Annotated in this window: 18 protein-coding genes and 1 riboswitch; of the genes, 6 read left to right on the plus strand and 12 right to left on the minus strand. The window is 62.7% G+C overall.

Annotated features, from left to right (window positions below):
- Positions 1–22 precede the first annotated feature (22 nt).
- On the minus strand, positions 23–895 hold the full coding sequence (locus tag U5822_RS10350; RefSeq protein ID WP_322855548.1) for a sugar phosphate isomerase/epimerase family protein: 873 nt from the start codon (positions 893–895) through the stop codon (positions 23–25).
- Between the two features lie 209 nt (positions 896–1,104).
- On the opposite strand from U5822_RS10350, the gene nei reads away from it, so the two are divergent.
- Entirely contained in the window at positions 1,105–2,034 is a 930-nt protein-coding gene (nei, locus tag U5822_RS10355) for an endonuclease VIII (protein WP_322855549.1), read from the plus strand.
- A gap of 9 nt (positions 2,035–2,043) precedes the next feature.
- Here the strand turns inward: nei and U5822_RS10360 are convergent, their stop codons facing one another.
- Entirely contained in the window at positions 2,044–3,180 is a 1,137-nt protein-coding gene (locus U5822_RS10360) for an aromatic ring-hydroxylating oxygenase subunit alpha (protein WP_322855550.1), read from the minus strand.
- A 114-nt stretch (positions 3,181–3,294) separates the two neighbouring features.
- Here U5822_RS10360 and U5822_RS10365 point away from each other — a divergent pair, with 114 nt between their 5' ends.
- Both U5822_RS10365 and U5822_RS10370 read left to right on the plus strand, forming a co-directional pair.
- Complete coding sequence (locus tag U5822_RS10365; RefSeq protein ID WP_322855551.1) at positions 3,295–3,879, plus strand: TetR/AcrR family transcriptional regulator; 585 nt, start codon at positions 3,295–3,297, stop codon at positions 3,877–3,879.
- 148 nt (positions 3,880–4,027) lie between these two features.
- The gene (locus U5822_RS10370) at positions 4,028–4,906 is read left to right on the plus strand and encodes an AEC family transporter (protein WP_322855552.1); all 879 of its coding nucleotides are present in this window, start codon (positions 4,028–4,030) and stop codon (positions 4,904–4,906) included.
- 32 nt (positions 4,907–4,938) lie between these two features.
- On the opposite strand, the gene U5822_RS10375 is transcribed toward U5822_RS10370, so the two are convergent.
- Positions 4,939–5,418, minus strand: coding sequence for a nucleoside deaminase (locus tag U5822_RS10375; protein ID WP_322855553.1), 480 nt, complete (start codon positions 5,416–5,418; stop codon positions 4,939–4,941).
- A gap of 197 nt (positions 5,419–5,615) precedes the next feature.
- Here U5822_RS10375 and U5822_RS10380 point away from each other — a divergent pair, with 197 nt between their 5' ends.
- Positions 5,616–6,254 (plus strand): hypothetical protein, encoded by a 639-nt coding sequence (locus U5822_RS10380; RefSeq protein WP_322855554.1) that lies wholly within the window; start codon positions 5,616–5,618, stop codon positions 6,252–6,254.
- Positions 6,255–6,302: 48 nt separating this feature from the next.
- Here U5822_RS10380 and U5822_RS10385 read toward each other — a convergent pair whose 3' ends face one another.
- Positions 6,303–6,611, minus strand: a complete 309-nt coding sequence (locus tag U5822_RS10385; RefSeq protein ID WP_322856913.1) for a 2OG-Fe(II) oxygenase — start codon at positions 6,609–6,611, stop codon at positions 6,303–6,305.
- Between the two features lie 44 nt (positions 6,612–6,655).
- Here U5822_RS10385 and U5822_RS10390 point away from each other — a divergent pair, with 44 nt between their 5' ends.
- Positions 6,656–7,564: a homocysteine S-methyltransferase family protein gene (locus U5822_RS10390; protein WP_322855555.1), complete on the plus strand. Its 909-nt coding sequence runs from the start codon at positions 6,656–6,658 to the stop codon at positions 7,562–7,564.
- Positions 7,565–7,567: 3 nt separating this feature from the next.
- Here the strand turns inward: U5822_RS10390 and U5822_RS10395 are convergent, their stop codons facing one another.
- Positions 7,568–7,822 (minus strand): hypothetical protein, encoded by a 255-nt coding sequence (locus U5822_RS10395; RefSeq protein WP_322855556.1) that lies wholly within the window; start codon positions 7,820–7,822, stop codon positions 7,568–7,570.
- Between the two features lie 185 nt (positions 7,823–8,007).
- Here U5822_RS10395 and U5822_RS10400 point away from each other — a divergent pair, with 185 nt between their 5' ends.
- On the plus strand, positions 8,008–8,868 hold the full coding sequence (locus U5822_RS10400; protein WP_322855557.1) for a LysR substrate-binding domain-containing protein: 861 nt from the start codon (positions 8,008–8,010) through the stop codon (positions 8,866–8,868).
- A 19-nt stretch (positions 8,869–8,887) separates the two neighbouring features.
- On the opposite strand, the gene U5822_RS10405 is transcribed toward U5822_RS10400, so the two are convergent.
- From U5822_RS10405 to U5822_RS10435, 7 genes are all read right to left on the minus strand, one after another.
- Positions 8,888–9,643: a sterol desaturase family protein gene (locus tag U5822_RS10405; protein WP_322855558.1), complete on the minus strand. Its 756-nt coding sequence runs from the start codon at positions 9,641–9,643 to the stop codon at positions 8,888–8,890.
- A 75-nt stretch (positions 9,644–9,718) separates the two neighbouring features.
- Positions 9,719–9,880 carry a PEP-CTERM sorting domain-containing protein gene (locus U5822_RS10410; RefSeq protein WP_322855559.1) on the minus strand — a complete coding sequence of 54 codons (162 nt, stop codon included), beginning with the start codon at positions 9,878–9,880 and terminating at the stop codon, positions 9,719–9,721.
- 161 nt (positions 9,881–10,041) lie between these two features.
- Positions 10,042–10,305, minus strand: a complete 264-nt coding sequence (locus tag U5822_RS10415; protein ID WP_322855560.1) for a DUF3185 family protein — start codon at positions 10,303–10,305, stop codon at positions 10,042–10,044.
- A 53-nt stretch (positions 10,306–10,358) separates the two neighbouring features.
- On the minus strand, positions 10,359–12,152 hold the full coding sequence (gene atzF / locus U5822_RS10420) for an allophanate hydrolase (RefSeq protein ID WP_322855561.1): 1,794 nt from the start codon (positions 12,150–12,152) through the stop codon (positions 10,359–10,361).
- 7 nt (positions 12,153–12,159) lie between these two features.
- A complete protein-coding gene (locus tag U5822_RS10425) occupies positions 12,160–12,945 on the minus strand; it encodes an ABC transporter ATP-binding protein (protein ID WP_322855562.1) in 786 nt (261 codons plus the stop codon).
- Positions 12,945–13,760 carry an ABC transporter permease gene (locus U5822_RS10430; protein ID WP_322855563.1) on the minus strand — a complete coding sequence of 272 codons (816 nt, stop codon included), beginning with the start codon at positions 13,758–13,760 and terminating at the stop codon, positions 12,945–12,947. The genes U5822_RS10425 and U5822_RS10430 overlap by 1 nt, the downstream gene beginning before the upstream one ends.
- A gap of 66 nt (positions 13,761–13,826) precedes the next feature.
- Positions 13,827–13,940, minus strand: a riboswitch (guanidine-I (ykkC/yxkD leader).
- Positions 13,941–14,114: 174 nt separating this feature from the next.
- Positions 14,115–15,203, minus strand: coding sequence for an alpha/beta fold hydrolase (locus U5822_RS10435; RefSeq protein ID WP_322855564.1), 1,089 nt, complete (start codon positions 15,201–15,203; stop codon positions 14,115–14,117).
- Positions 15,204–15,205: the final 2 nt, after the last annotated feature.

Here is a 15,205-nt window from a genome sequence, read left to right on the forward strand (position 1 = left end):
GGTGGCTTCTCTCCGTGAAGGGTCAGGCAATTTTCTGGGCTTGCGTGCGGGCGGCCTGCCATCGCTGGAAATGGGCAAGCTCCTCGTCGCCAATCCATCGATTGAGCGACCACAGATCCGCAATGGGCGCCTGGGTGAACGGCAGCAGGTGCAGATAGCCGTCGGTGCCGAACTCCGGGGTCATCGTTGTGTACGCCAGGCCCCGTTCCTGCTGCGCGCGCCACACTGCTTCCCAGCATGACTGGTGCGAGGCCAGTGCCTCCGCGTACTCGGGCGCGGCCGGGTGTGGCACCTGGGGGCCCTGGTCATAACCAACCCGGGAGTGGATGTGCCGGGCTTGCTGGGCGGCGCGCTCGATGCTGTCCCATTCGATGTGCGGCAGTCGTTCGCAGACAACCGCCCAATGGCTGAAATCACAGGTGATGTCGATGTCGGGCAGGCGCTCGAGGATCGCCACGGTGTTCCACGGGCTGAAAAAGCTGCGGCCCCGGTGGGTTTCAAAGCTGACCGGGATCGACAGCCGGTCCGCGATGTTCTGGGCCTCGGAGAAGAACCGGACCGAGTCGTCGATTGGCCAGGCGTCACAACCGCCCATGACATTGACGAAGTCGGGGGTAATTCCGACCTTGCGGGCCGACAGCAGCTTGGCCTCGAAATCCTGCAGGTGCTCGTCGATGCTGGCATCGCGTCTGGGCACGTAGCTGCCTGCGGTGCAGACCTCCTGAATCCACAGCAGTTGGTTGTCTGAAAGTGCCTGGCCGAATGCCCGGGCATCCTCAGGGGTTTCCGGCACAGGCGCCTCGATGCCGTCGAAATCCGCCTCGATTACCTGGCTGATGGCTTCCTGCAGGGCACCTTCATGGCCCCAGAGGGTTTTGAATCGTTTCAGTTGCACAGTTAACTCCCGTTCCTTGCTGATGCGATATGACATCGGCTTTGCAACCGCTGTGCCATAAGGCTGAAAGGGCTTTAAATATACAGGCTGGCATGTAAATAAAGGCGGATAAACATCGGCCCGGGGACCGCTTTTTTGTTTATCGATGGTGCAGCCGCACACCGACTGTGCAGGCTTCCGGTCTGGTCCGTCTGTCGGAATGTCACGTAGTGCAGGTAATTCCCTGTATCGCCAATGAGGAACCCATGCCCGAGGGCCCGGAAATACGCCGGATGGTTGATGACATCGGCCGCGCCATCGCCGGCCGCACTGCCGACGAGGTGGTGTTTGCGTTCGAGCACCTGAAGCCGTTCGAACGGCTGCTGGCTGGGCGCGAGGTGACCGCGGTCGAGGCGCGCAGCAAGGGTGTGCTGGTGTTCTTTGCCGGTACCGACGAGGATGGCCCCTGGTGTGTGTACAGCCACAATCAGCTGTACGGCAAGTGGCGCATCGGCCGGTCTGCCCAGGCACCGAAAACCAATCGCCAGCTCCGGTTTGCGGTGATCGCCGGCAAAAAGGCGGCACGGCTGTACAGCGCTTCCGACATCCGTCTGGTGCGCCCGGATTCTCTGCAGGACATCGACTACCTGGCGCGGCTGGGGCCGGATCCCCTGAATCAGTCGGTTTCCGAAGCCGACCTGCTGGCACGCTTCGACGACCGCCGGTTCCGGGGTCGCAATCTGGGCGGCTTGCTGTTGGATCAGGGCTTTATCGCAGGTGTCGGGAATTACCTGCGCTCGGAAATCCTGTTTCAGGCCGGTATTGCCCCCGCCCGCCGGCCCCGGGACCTGAACGATGACGAGCGCCACCGGCTGGCTTCGGCCATTCTCACCCTGCTGCAGCGCGCCTACGCGCTGAAAGGTATCACCACCGACCCGGACCTGGCGAACCGGCTGAAACGCGACGGCTGGAGTTTTGGTCGGCGCCGTCACATGGTGTTCAACCGGGCGTCGCGCCCGTGCCATCACTGTGGCGATGACATCGTGAAGACAGCGATGGCGAGCCGGCGGCTGTACTACTGCCCAACCTGCCAGCCTGCAGCGGGACGGGGCAGGGACGAAAAAGGCCCGGGGCCGCTGCAGAAGGACAGCCCCGGGTAAAGGTCGCGGTTACAACCGCTCGCGAACGCTGGTGTTGAACGCGTTGAGGGCGCCCTCGAAACGCCCGAACGTGAGGGTGTCGTTGGCGCCGGTGGTGAGGCCCGCCTGGATGCCCTCGCCAATGTCGAAATCCTCGGCCAGGGTTTGCACGGTGATGGCGTGGTTCTTGGCCCAGTGGGCGCGGTCTTCCTCAGTGGCGACCAGATCCGCCGGCACCAGGGTGCTGATCCGGATCCGCGACGACGAGGGCGTGAGTGGGTCCACGGTAATCCAGGCAATGTGGTCCGACTGCACCAGGAACTGGCTGCTGGCCATCAGGGTGTACAGCACCTGGGAATGGTCACGCAGGCGCCACTGGTCAGTGGGCTGGTCCCGCAACTCGGCGATCGAGCGCTTGGACAGCACCGATCGCAGGTGTGGCCCAAACTGCCGGTAGGTGGACAGGTTGTCGTTGAAGTAGGGGGCGATGGTCTTTCGGTGCGTGACCCGGAAGTGGTATGCCTCGATTCCGCCTTCCACCAGGATTTTCCAGTTCACACTGCGCACTTCGACGTCGCTGTGCTGCACCACGTGGCTGGCGGCATCAAACCACTCGAAGTCTTCCGCCAGTCCGGCCAGCGTCGTATCAACATCGGGTGCCTGGTCGGTGTTGGCCAGGACCCAGATGAAGCCGTGGCGCTCGCTGCAGCCCAGGCGCTTGAGACCGAGCGCCGAGCGGTCGAGCTCCGGGAAGCCCAGTTCGCCGTGGGGCATCCCGGTCAGCTCGCCCCGGTTGTTCCAGGTCCAGGCGTGGTAGGGGCAGGTGAACCGCTGCTTGCAGCCCTCATGATCCTGAACCAGGCGGCTGCCCCGATGGCGACACACGTTGATGAAGGTGTGCACCTGGCCGTCCTCATCCCGGGTGAACAGCAGGGGCAGGCCAGCAAAGTCTCGGCGCAGGAAGGAACCGGGTGTGGGCAGTTCACTGCTGTGCACCACCGGCTGGGGAATGCTGCGGAACAGCTTTTCCCGCTCCAACTCGAGCCGGTGCGGGTCGCAGTAATGTTCGACCGGGCTGGAGGTGACCGCGTCGTCCAGGAACGGCACCTTGCGTTCCTGCAGGTCCAGGATCTCTTCCGCCAGTTCGATTTCGGTTGCACGTTTCATTGCTTTGCCCTCATGTCTGTACTCGGCGCTGCTTACCACTTGGTAAGTGCAATTTAGGCTTACCAAATGGTAAGTTGTCAAGTATCCATTGCACACATCGAGTCAGGACACGCCATGAGCGACACCCGTCATCTGTTTATCACCGCCGCTGCCAAGGCCTTCGCGGAGAAAGGCTTCTACGGCGCCAGTATTGCCTCCATCGCTGCTGAATCCCCGTTTACCAAGCAGGCCCTGCTGCACCACTTCGGCAACAAGGAAAAGCTGTACGCGGAGGTGTTGAAAGGCATTTCTGACCGGCTCATGGCCAGTCTCCAGGACATCCAGCGGGACTACCCGGACACCCGTCAGCGCCTTGAGCAGACCTTCCTGTCGTTCTACCGCCAGGCGGTCGGAAACCGGGACGAGATGGCCCTGCTGATGCGTGAGCTGCTGGACAACAAGCGCCGGGCCGAATCCGCCCAGGCCTGGTACCTCAAGCCGTTCCTGGATGAACTGACCCAGATGGTGATGACGGTGCTGCCGGCGTATTCCAGGCCCCGGGCCTTTACCTTGGCCTACCAGATGCTCGGGGCCATCCACTATTTTGCGGTGTCCGAGCCGACCCTGGTCCAGATTTTCGGCAGGGAGGAGTACGAGAAGGTCTTGCGGGGGTATGAGGACGAGTTACGGGACCTGATCCGGGCCCGGCTTGGGGGCTAATCGGTCGCCAGAATTTGCTGGCCAAGCTCGCCATGCCAGAAACTGGGGCAAACGCTTCAGACCTGGGAGCCGACCCTGCCCGGCCATCGGAATTGCCGGGCGCCTGTGGTCTAATCCGACCTTCATCCATCGAACCGCGACGGGCGCCATGCTTCAGCACCTCACCCAAGCTCTGTTTCCCCTCCTGTCGCTGATTGTCCTCGGCGCGGTACTGGGCCGCAAAACTGATTTCTTCGATGGCAAGGCGCTGTCCGGTCTGGTGACCACGGTGGGCGTTCCGGCGCTGCTGCTGCATTCGGTGTTGAGCATGGAGCTGGGCATCGTCCAGATGGGTAACCTGGTTGGCCTGACCCTGGCCTGGCTGGTGGCCATGGCCCTGATCACCGCCGCGGTGCTGAAGCTGGCCGGCCTGCCGGTGCGTTCCTACCTGCCGGCGCTGGTTCACCCCAATACCGGCAACACCGGCATTCCGGTCTGTCTGGCACTGTTCGGCCCCCAGTCGATCGGTCTGGCCATGGTGATTTCCTCGGTCATTCAGGTCAGTCACTTCACCCTGGGCATCGGCTGCCTGTCCGGTCGCTTTTCCCTGAGGGCGTTGCTGAAGAACGGGCCGGTGCTGGCGCTGTTGGCGGGGGCCGGCCTGCTGGCGTTCGACGCGAACCTGCCGGTGCCGGTGATGACCACCCTGGACATGCTGGGTGCCATCACAGTGCCGATCATGCTGATGCAGCTGGGCAGCTCCATCGCCAATCTGAAGCTGTCCGGCGCGCGGGATATGGTGCGCCCGGTTGCGTTCAGCGTGTATCGGCCCCTGGGTGGCCTGGCCCTGGCCTGGGTGCTGCTGTTGGTGTGGCCGCTGGACGGCCTACAGGCACAGGTGTTCCTGGTCCAGTGCGCCATGCCGGTCGCGGTGATGAGCTACGTGCTCTCGGTGCGCTACCAGGGCCCCTCCAAGGACATCGCCCTGATGATCCCCCTGTCCCTGGCGGTGTCACTGGGCATCACCATCGCCTTTGCCCTGGCCTGATCCCGGTCGATGGGAAAGGGGAGCGGGGCTTCTCAAGCCTTCGTCAGAAACCGTGCCTGCAGTTGCCGAACCTGTTCCGCCAGTGGTTCATAGGGGCCTTCTGCCGTAATTCCCGGAGCAACGGCGGATATGGGCAAGGTGGCCACCGGCGGTTGCGCCTGGTTCATGTCGCTCAGCCAGGCGGACAGCTGGGCCGAGGAACTGGCGAACACAATCCGGCCGAGGCCGACCCAGGCGTGAGCTGCAGCACACATGGGGCAGTGTTCACCCGAGGTGTACACCACTGCTGCCGACCGTTCTTCGGGAGTCATATTGGCTGCCGCCCATCGGGCAATCGCAAATTCCGGGTGCCGGGTCTGGTCGCCGCCGACGGTCTCATTGTGGCCTTCGAACCGCACACGGCCCTGCGCATCCACCAGCACCGAACCGAAGGGTGGATTGCCACTGTCGAGGGCCATGCCCGCCAGTTGCACGCAGCGTTCGAGGTGTTTGATGTCGGTGTCGCTGATCATTTTCAGGTCCAAAGATAGAGGTTTCGTTGCGTAAAATTAGCAGTTCGAGATTATCTCCCCAAGCATCTTAGCGTTGCCAGAATGCGTCAGGATTTTAAACACCGTAACGAGATGGAAGGCGGCAAGTAACTGAAAAGAGGGGGCGGCACCATTCGTGCTTAACCTCCATTTTAGCGCTGGAAAAGGAGTTTGGTGCGATGCGTAGCTTTCTCTTATTACTGCTGTCTGTCTTTGGCTCAGCCGCCTGGGCCACACCAATCACCTACTACTTCGAGGGTCATACAACGGCCATTCACTCCACTCTTGGAGATCTGGACCCGCTCACGGCACTTGCTCGCGACGACGGTCTGGTTATCACCAATGGCGATGTGGCCATGGCCGGGCACATTGTTTTTGATCCCGCTGCACTGCGCAGTGGCGCGGGCGGGAGTGGTCAGGGAGAGGTGCTTAATTGGTCCTTTTCCACGTTGGGGCTGACCTATTTCAATTCTGGCGGGGCCTTCCATTATCTCGATTTCCAGGATCACTCTTTCGGTTACGCAGACGAAATTGCCCAGGGAGGGTATGGGCCAGATGTTGTCAGTATGGCTTTCGACTTTGACGGTACTCCGTTCGCCCTGGGACCGGTAGATTTTCCGATTTCGGATTTCATTGGCGGCCGTTTCTCGACAGCCATAGACCTGGCTTGGGTGAACGATGAGCTTTCAATGCGCGGGCTACAGGGAGTGATTACATCATTGCGCACCACTCCGGTGCCGGGACCAGCCTCGTCGTTAACAATGCTGACCGGTTTATTCCTGCTGTGGGCGGTGCGCCGGGCGCGATTGCGCCAATAGCTGGCTGGGCAGTCGGGGCAGGTTTACAGGCCTTCTATCGACCTCCGATCACGCCGCGGACCGATTGTAGGCAAAACTCAGCAACCAGCGGCTGCCCCGTTCAATACGTGAGACCTCGTGCTGGTGCAGATCCGGACGGAACAGGATGAGCCGGTTGGCCAAGTTGAGCAGGTTCTTCTCGCAGGCGAATTCGCCGCCGGCCCTGGGCTTTTTCAGGACGCAATTGAGTTTGTACAGGCGGCCTTCCGACACCATGTCCAGGTGGGGCGCCACGCGGTGGCCTTCGGGGTAGCGCACCAGGTAAACATTCAGTCGTTTCGACCGAAGGAGGATTCGGGTTTTCACTTTCGCTGTCATAATGCCGATGGTCTCATAGTGAATTTCAAGGAACCACACGCCCCATGCGTCCCATTGTCCTGCTTGACGGTGGCCTCGGCCAGGAAGTGTATCGACGTGCCCGCACGATCAGCTCGCCACTCTGGTCGATCGCGGTGATGCAGGAGCAGCCAGAGGTTGTGACTGGCGTGCATCGCGATTTTATCCGCGCCGGGGCGACAACCCTGACCCTGAACACCTACACGGCGACACCGACCAGGCTTGGCCACCAGGGACTGCTGAAGCAGATGCCGGCCATCCATCAGCAGGCGTTTGAAGTGCTGGATCGGGCGATTGCCGAGACCGGCGCCGAGGTGGACATCGCCGGTTGCCTGCCGCCGCTGCTCGCCAGCTACCGGGGCCAGCCGGATCGCTCTTTCGACGACGTGCTTGAAGAATACGAGACCCTGGTCCGACTTCAAGCGGCTGCCGATGTCTTCCTGATCGAAACCATGACCAACACCCTGGAAGCCCGCGCAGCCTGCCTGGCTGCCAGTCGATCCGGTAAACCCTTTGGCGTGGCCTTCCGGCTGGAAGCCGACGGCAAGCTTCGGTCTGGCGAGAGCCTGTACGAAGCCGAGGCCGCCGTGGCTTATTACCGGCCGACCGCGGTCATGCTGAACTGCTGTGAGCCGGAGTTGTTAACGGCAACCATGCCCCAGTTGGCGGCGCTTTACCCCACCGTCGGCGGTTACGCCAATGCCTTCCAATCGGTCGAAGCCCTGGCCCGCGGTGGCTCGGTGGATGAACTGGAGGCGCGCACCGATGTCTCGCCGGCGGTGTATGCCGGCCACGTGCGCCAATGGTTGGCCGACGGTGCCCGGGTAGTGGGCGGCTGTTGCGACATCACGCCTGCCCACATTGGCTACCTGGCCGAGAGCCTGACGCCGGCGTTCGAACTGATTCGCTTCTCCCGCCTGCGTGCCGAGGGCTAAGCCTCAGATCGCCGGATTCTGCTGCTTGCGTTTGGTCCGGCAGGCTTCGATGTAGCTCATGGCGTCGCGCTCTAGCGGCAGGTGCATGGCGTCGAGCAGGTCGGACCGGGCGTAGCCCAGATCTGACAAGGTCTCATCCCGTTCCGCCAATAGCGAGCGGGCCATGCGCCGGAACTTCTGGCGCCGGGAGAAACTGGTCATCCACGCGCTGATTGGCTGCCGCGGTGCGAATGGGTGGTGGTTCTTCAGTTCCAGCATAGTGTTCACCTATCGATTGGCAGTGAGCCGCAACTCGCGTCGGTTGGGAGCATTCCCACGTCTTACCAACGTCTTGTGACACTAGAATGGCGATCCCTTTCCGTTCAATCAAACGAAAAGAATTTAACTTTTCTTTCAGTTATTCTTAAGGGAAGTTCAGCTCAAAAACCCGGGGGAGAACCGTTATGAACATGCCGCTGCTCGACAACGACGTGCTTCGATCCTTTGTCGCCATTTCCGAATGCGGCACCTTCACCGAGGCCGCCAAACTGGTGCATCGTACGCCCTCGGCCCTGAGCATGCAGATCAAACAGCTCGAACAGAACCTGGGCAAGAGCCTGTTCATCCGGGAGCCCCGTCAGGTCACCCTGACCGCCGAAGGCGAGGTGCTGCTCGACTACAGCCGCCGTCTGCTGCGGCTTAACCAGGAGGCGGTGCAGCACTTCATCGCGCCGACCCTGGAGGGCAAGGTGGGCATTGGCACCTCGGACGATGTCGGCACCCGGATTCTGCCCGAGGTGCTCGCGCAATTTGCCCGGTCCTATCCCGCCGTGTTGGTGGACGTGGTGGTGGGCTCCTCGAAACAGAACCTCGCGCGCCTGGATGACGGGGACCTGGATATGGTGCTGGTCACGGTGGCGAACGACGGTCGGCCAAGCCGCGGGGAAGTGGTCCACGACGAGCCTCTGGTCTGGGCCGGGCGTGAGGGCAGTTCCGCGTACCTGCGCACGCCGTTGCCACTGGCGGTGGCGCACGAGGGCTGTGCCTGGCGGCAGATGACCTTGCGCGCCCTAGATCGCGCGCGCAAACCCTATCGGATCGCTTACACCTGTGAACACTGCTCCGGACAGGAGGCCGCCATGGTGGCTGACCTGGCGGTCGCGCCATTTCCACGCAGCCTGGTGCGCTCGCCCCTGAAGCAGGTGGTCAGCGATGACCTGCCGGACATAGGGTCCTACCAGCTTGCGTTGGTGCGACGCGGTTCCAACCCTCTCAACGACGCCCTGGCCCGGCATGTGAAGGCCGCCTTCCGGAACCTGGCCTGAGCCACGGCCAAGCGGGTGTTCAACGAATCGGTTGCGCAAACAGGGCGCCCAGGCGCTGGTCGTCGACAGAACGAAAGCGCTCCAGACCAAAGCGGGCGGGGCATGGGACATCATCCGGCGAGACGTAGGTATGGAACAGGCGGTCCCACAGGGTGAGCACCTGGCCGTAATTGCTGTCGGTCTCTGGTCGCCAGGCGGAATGGTGGATCTGGTGCACCCGCGGGGTGACCAGAAACCAGGTGAGCGGGCGTTCCATGGTGGCTGGCAAACGGATATTGGCGTGCGACCAGAGTGACACGCAGCGCGACAGCAGGATGTAGGGCAGCAGTTGCGCGGCGGTGAAGCCGAGCGCGCCGACCATGGCGGTCACCAGGATAAGGTGCACACCAATCTCGCCCGGGTGGTGGCGGAAGGTGGTGCTGACGTCCAGATCGAGGTCGCTGTGATGGGTGCGGTGCAGGCGCCATAGCCATGGCCAAAGGTGGCTCAGGCGATGGAGCCAGTAGGCCGCCAGGTCCATCAACAAAATGGCCACCAGGGCTCCGAGCGTCGGACCCAGGACGCTGGCATCGACCACGGCGACGGGTTGCGCTACCGCCAGATAGAGCAACAGCAGGGGCCAGCCAAAGCGGATGAGTTCGTTGGTGAATCCCAGCGCGACGTTGCCGTACCAGCGGTCGTAGCGCGAAGGGTGAGGTTCGTTGCGGGTAAAGAAGATTTCGAGGGCCAGTAGCACCGCCACGGCTGCGAGTGTGACAAACCCGTAGAGTCCCATAGCGGCCCCTTCACGGCGGGGTTCTGTAATCCACGGAATGCGATACCGCCAAAGATCGCATTCCGCAGCCCTGCTTTACTTGCGGAACTTCCTGGCAAGGAACAGAGTGACGCCGGCGGTGGCGAACAAACCAAGAATGCCGGGCTCAGGCACCGATACCGGTGGTTGGTAATCTATTCCCGCAAAAGCCGCCGAAGATACCAGCGTCAAAAGCAGTACGGTGGTCAATGTTTTCACGGTTGGAACTCCTTTTCATGGGTTCCTCCGCACTTCAGCAACATCCGTACCCGGTTGACTTAGGCGTTTTAAATCAGCTGGTTAAAAAATGGCCAGAATCCTGATGTAAAAAAACCTGACTCTGGCGCCGGGCCTGAGTGAGCGCCCGACGCCGGCAGGGTTCACTTTTTGAAGAAGGTCAGAAAAGCTCCGGCCGCAGCTGCAGCGGCGCCGCCAATGAGAAATACCATGGTTTCGTCATCGTACTGACCGGTCAGGGTTTCCGAAATTTCACCGCCCACTGACTGGGTGGACTGGTAGCCGAAATAGAGCAGGGCGATGCCGACTACGAGCAGAACAACACCAACGAGCTTGGAGCTTCCCATTTGTTTTTCCTTTTCCGCATAAGTGAGGGTATTTTCTGGAAAACCTGGAAAGCTTGACACTTGTGGCGGTGCCCGGCAAGAACCGAGCCTGCTGCGCACCGCCCGATTGGCGCTTATTGACTGGCCAGATACCCCCTCCAGCCGCCCAGTGAGGTGATGTCCCGGGCACTCTCCAGACCTATGGGCTCGCAAATGAATCCGCTGACCCAGCGACCATCCGCCAGCTCGACCTTGCCGATGCCCAGGGGCGCCGGGATGCCGTCGACAAAGCTGCCAAACTGGTCCGCCGGAAGTCGCCAGATTTCCACGGGCAAGGCGACACCTGCCTCGGTATCCCGGATCAGGCCGGGCCGGAAGGGCGGACCACCGTCCAGCAAGTACATGCGATAGGCCGCCGCGGTTTCTGTGGTCTCGACCAGGGTGCCGTAGCGGTCGGTAAGCTGATGGTTCAGGGGCAATCCGGACAGGTGCGCGCCGCACACCAGGACATCGATGGTGCCCTCGGTGGCCTCGAACGGTGGGCTGTCGAGGGCATCGGTGAGGGCGCCGACCCGGTCGACGGTGTGCGGGTGCAATCGGGCTGCCAGCGCGAGCAGGGCTTCATCTTGGAAGGCCGGGGCGAACAGGGTGCAGCCCAGGGGCAGGCCGTTGGCCAGAAAACCGGCGGGTACCGACACGGCGCTGTAATCCAGCAGGTTCATGAAGTTGGTGTAGATGCCCAGCCGGCTGTTCAGGGTGACCGGATCGGCGTTGACCGCCTCGATGGTGTAGATGCCGGGGGTGGTGGGCGTCAGCACCAAATCCACCTGCTCCCAGATTCGGTCGGCCAGGGCCTTGAGCTTGCGCAGCTGGTACTGGGCGGCGAAGGCGTCGGCGGCGCTGGGTGTTGCGCCCTGGCTGATGATGCTCCGGGTTACCGGCAGCAGTGCCTCCGGGTGTTGGTCGATCAAAGGCCGGGTGGCCAGGTAGCGTTCGCTAACCCAGGGACCCTCGTACAGCAAGCTGGCGGCATCCAGGAACGGCTGGAAATCGATCTCTACCGGTTCACCGCCGAGCGCCTGCAGGTCTGCGAGGTTATTCTGGAACAGCTGCCGGGCCTCCTCGCTATCGAAGGTCAGCTGGGCGTCCGCCGGAACCCCGACGCGGAATTGGTGCGGAATGGGACGGCGACCGGTGGGCTGCGGTTTTTGCCAGGGATCCTCGGCGTCCGGGGCTGAGGCCACCTGGAGCACCGTCCGGGCCTGCTCGGCCGAGCGGGCGAAGACGGATACGCAGTCCAGACTCTGGCACGCCGGCACCACGCCGCGCACGCTGAGACGCCCGAGGGTTGGCTTCAGGCCAACCAGGTTGTTGAAGGCCGCCGGCACTCGGCCGGAGCCGGCGGTATCGGTGCCCAGGGCAAAGCTCGCCAAACCCAGAGCCACCGCTACGGCCGAACCGGAGGAGGAGCCGCCGGAAACAAAGTCCGGGTTGATGCTGTTGCGACAGGCGCCCCAGGGTTCTGGTGAGCGAGTACCCACCAGACCGGTGGCAAACTGGTCCAGATTGGTTTTGCCCAGGGGGATGGCGCCCGCCTCGACCAGTGCCGCGACTACGGCAGCGTGGCGCTCGGGCCGGTAGCGATAGGCCTCGCAGGCGGCGGTGGTGTCCATGCCGGCGACATCAATGTTGTCTTTGACCGCGAAGGGCACGCCGTACAGCGGCAGGTCTTCCGGGCGGCTGTGCGCCAGGCGCTCCAGGTAGGGCGCCAGTTCGGCTTCGGTCGCACGATGAATCCAGAGGTTGTGGTGGTCAAACTCCCGGGCTCGTTCCAGCAGGTGGGCAATCACGCGTGCCGGGGTTTGCTCACCGCTCAGGTAGGCCTTGCGCAGGGAGGGGAGGTCGAGATTGATGGTGGTGGTATTCACAGGGGCCTCACGCTGACAGTTTGCGGGATGTTTCGGATACCGACGACTCGATGGTCTGGTACAGCTCGGGGTCCGTCCGGCCAATGGGCAGGTCGTAGGAAATGGTGGCGCCGTAGGCTTCCGGGTTCTGCGGGTCGTTGCGGATCTTGTCGAAGACCAGTAGCCGGGTGCCAAGGTAGAAGCCTTCGTGCAGGTCGTGGGTGACCATGAAGATGGTGGTGCCGGTGTCGCGCCAGAGCTTCAGGATCAGCTCGTGCATGTCGCCCCGGATGCCGGGGTCGAGGGCGCCGAAAGGCTCGTCCAGCAGCAGGATGCGCGGCTTCATGATGAACGATTGGGCAATGGCCAGGCGCTGCTGCATGCCGCCGGACAGCTCGTGGGGCCACTTGTTCAGGGCGTGGCCGAGGCCCACGCCCTCGAGCATGGCATCCACCTGCGCCAGGGCGTCCCGGCGCGCCTTGCCGAACAGTTTGCCGAGTAGCGGCTTCTGTTCCAGTTCCAGGCCCAGGAGCACGTTTTCGCGCACGGTCAGGTGCGGGAACACCGAATAACGTTGGAACACGATGCCCCGATTGCGATCGGGCTCGCCCGGAAACTGCTGGCCTTCCAGGCTCAGTTCACCGCGGCTGGCGGTCTCCTGGCCCAGCAGCATCTTCAGGAAGGTGGACTTGCCGCACCCGGAGGCACCGACCAGGGTGCAGAATTCCCCCTCTTTCACTTCCAGGTTCAGGTTTTCCAGCACGACCTGGCTGCCGTACTCCTTCCACAGTTTCTTTACCGAAATGAAGCTCATTAGTGGCCTCCTGCGTTGTACCAGGGGAACAGCCGACGATTGGCGAGACGCAGCAACTGGTCAATGACGATGGCGAGGATGGTGATCCAGATGACGTAGGGCAGGATCACGTCCATGGCGAGGTAACGGCGCACCAGGAAGATCCGGTAGCCGAGTCCTTCGGTGGAGGCGATGGCTTCGGCGGCGATCAGGAACAGCCAGGCCGGGCCCAGACTCAGGCGCACGGCATCGATCAGCCGGGGCAACACCTGGGGCAGGGCCATGCGGGTGATCACCTGCCAGGAATTGGCGCCCAGGGTCTGGATCTTGATGAGCTGCTCGCTCGGCAGTTCCCGGACCCGCTGGGCGACATCGCGCATTATGATGGGGGCGGTGCCAATGACGATCAGCATGACCTTGGACAACTCGCCGAGTCCGAACACGATGAACAGGATGGGCAGGATGGCCAGGGGCGGCACCATCGACAATGCCGATACAAGTGGCGCCAGGTTGGCCCGCACCAGCGGCAAAACGCCATTGAGAATGCCAACCACCAAGGCCAGGAGGGCGGCGATGCCGACACCCAGCCCCAGGCGTTCCAGGCTGGCGGTGGTGTCCTGCCACATCAGATAGTCGCCACTGCGTCGGTCTTCCTGGAAGGCCATGCGTTCCACCGCCGCGGTCATCTGTTCCAGGCCCGGCAGCAGCTTGTCGTTGGGGTTTTCGGCCAGACGCTCCTGGGACGCGAGCGCGTAGATGAATATCAGCAGCAGGAAAGGCAGCAGGCCCAGCAGGGTCGCGGAAACCCTACCCGGGTGGCGGTTGATCAGTCTCATTGGACATCTCCTCTGGTCGCACAACACGGCATGGACGTGGCAGGCACGGCAGTGGCCTGCGCTTCAGTCTCCCGGGCTTTTGTCCCGCCGTGTAACCTCCCAGAGGTCGGTAACTCTCGGACCAGCCGCCCGGGGTTGAGTTTGCTCTCAGCCCGGACCGGAACCCTAGTCACCCATTTTGTCCGTTGTCTTCGCCGCCAATCAGGCGGTGTAGCCGTGAACGGATGATGGTTGTGGTAACCGTCTGCGAGAACCGTTGCAGGGGGCGTGCCAGCTTTGACGGGCGCGGGTTTACGGGCCAGGTCAGGGCGTATCGGGGTGTGGAGGGGCACTGTTTGGGTGCGGGGCTGATTTTCATGCACTGTTATCGCTCCTCTCGTTGGCCCTGGACCGGCTGTGGCCCGGAGCCTGGCTGTGCAGCAGCGACTGGGCGGCCTGGAGAATCCGGATGTGGCTGCGGTGCTCCCGTCCGGCGCCGCCGGCTATGTGGCCGTAGTCGCTGGCCAGAACCTCCAGGGTGGCGCCGGGCATCTGGCTGGCATCGGCGCTGGCATCGTCGACGGTGAAGTACAGGTCGGTGCCGGACGGCATCAGTCGCGTCGGCATGGTCAGGGCGGCGAGTGCGGCCGGGTAATCGCCCCGAAACACCGGGTTGTCGGCGATGTTGCCGGTCTGCCAGGTGTCCAGCATGGCCAGCAGATCGTTGGCGTCCTGGCCGAGGTGGTCCTGTTCCCAGAAGTCCAGCAGGTCCTCGACCGAGGTAAACCCCATGTCGCGCCAGCACTCGTTACGGAAAAACGCCTGGGAGTAAGCCCAGCCGGCATACACCCGGGCGAAGGCCTTGAGGCCCCGCACCGGCGGTGTGCGGTAATGGCCAGCTTGAAAGGTCGGGTCACAGGTCAGGGCGGCTTTTACCCCCTCGAGGAAGACATGATTGTGGGGGTAGCAGCGGGCGGTACAGCAGGTAGCCAGCACGGCGTTAACCTGCTCCGGGAACAGGCTGCCCCATTGCAGCGCCTGCATGCCGCCCATGGACCAGCCCATCACCAGCGCCAAGTTCGCGCCGCCGAACACCTCGTCGACCAGCTGTTTCTGCAGTCGCACGTTGTCGTAAAGGCTGATGGCGGGAAAACCGGGGCCGGCCTGGGCACCGTTGCTGTTTGAGGGCGATGAGGATTCCCCAGCGCCCAGCAGCGAGGGAATCACGATGCAGTACCGATCCGGATCCAGTTGCGGGCCGTTGGCACCGCCTTCACCAACCCAGGCGTGATTGCCGGCCGCTGCACCACCGTAGTACGTGGACAGCAGGATCAGGTTGTCTTTTGGTGCATTCAGCTCGCCAATCTGGTGATAGTGCAGGCGGGCGTCTTTCAGAACGCCACCCCGCGACAGGGCCAGATCGCCCGCCCTGAACTCTTCTCTAACCCACTGTTGTTTGGCCATTT

The sequence above is a fragment of the Marinobacter qingdaonensis genome (assembly GCF_034555935.1).
Lineage (GTDB): Bacteria > Pseudomonadota > Gammaproteobacteria > Pseudomonadales > Oleiphilaceae > Marinobacter > Marinobacter qingdaonensis.

Bases quoted from the DNA above. Each gene is read 5' to 3' on its own strand.
- U5822_RS10375 (WP_322855553.1), bottom strand. From the start codon at position 5,418: ATGATCAGCGACACCGACATCAAACACCTCGAACGCTGCGTGCAACTG.
- U5822_RS10360 (WP_322855550.1), bottom strand. From the start codon at position 3,180: ATGAAACGTGCAACCGAAATCGAACTGGCGGAAGAGATCCTGGACCTG.
- U5822_RS10430 (WP_322855563.1), bottom strand. From the start codon at position 13,760: ATGAGACTGATCAACCGCCACCCGGGTAGGGTTTCCGCGACCCTGCTG.
- U5822_RS10385 (WP_322856913.1), bottom strand. From the start codon at position 6,611: ATGACAGCGAAAGTGAAAACCCGAATCCTCCTTCGGTCGAAACGACTG.
- U5822_RS10400 (WP_322855557.1), top strand. From the start codon at position 8,008: ATGAACATGCCGCTGCTCGACAACGACGTGCTTCGATCCTTTGTCGCC.
- U5822_RS10395 (WP_322855556.1), bottom strand. From the start codon at position 7,822: ATGCTGGAACTGAAGAACCACCACCCATTCGCACCGCGGCAGCCAATC.
- U5822_RS10405 (WP_322855558.1), bottom strand. From the start codon at position 9,643: ATGGGACTCTACGGGTTTGTCACACTCGCAGCCGTGGCGGTGCTACTG.
- U5822_RS10435 (WP_322855564.1), bottom strand. From the start codon at position 15,203: ATGGCCAAACAACAGTGGGTTAGAGAAGAGTTCAGGGCGGGCGATCTG.
- U5822_RS10380 (WP_322855554.1), top strand. From the start codon at position 5,616: ATGCGTAGCTTTCTCTTATTACTGCTGTCTGTCTTTGGCTCAGCCGCC.
- U5822_RS10370 (WP_322855552.1), top strand. From the start codon at position 4,028: ATGCTTCAGCACCTCACCCAAGCTCTGTTTCCCCTCCTGTCGCTGATT.
- U5822_RS10390 (WP_322855555.1), top strand. From the start codon at position 6,656: ATGCGTCCCATTGTCCTGCTTGACGGTGGCCTCGGCCAGGAAGTGTAT.
- U5822_RS10425 (WP_322855562.1), bottom strand. From the start codon at position 12,945: ATGAGCTTCATTTCGGTAAAGAAACTGTGGAAGGAGTACGGCAGCCAG.
- U5822_RS10365 (WP_322855551.1), top strand. From the start codon at position 3,295: ATGAGCGACACCCGTCATCTGTTTATCACCGCCGCTGCCAAGGCCTTC.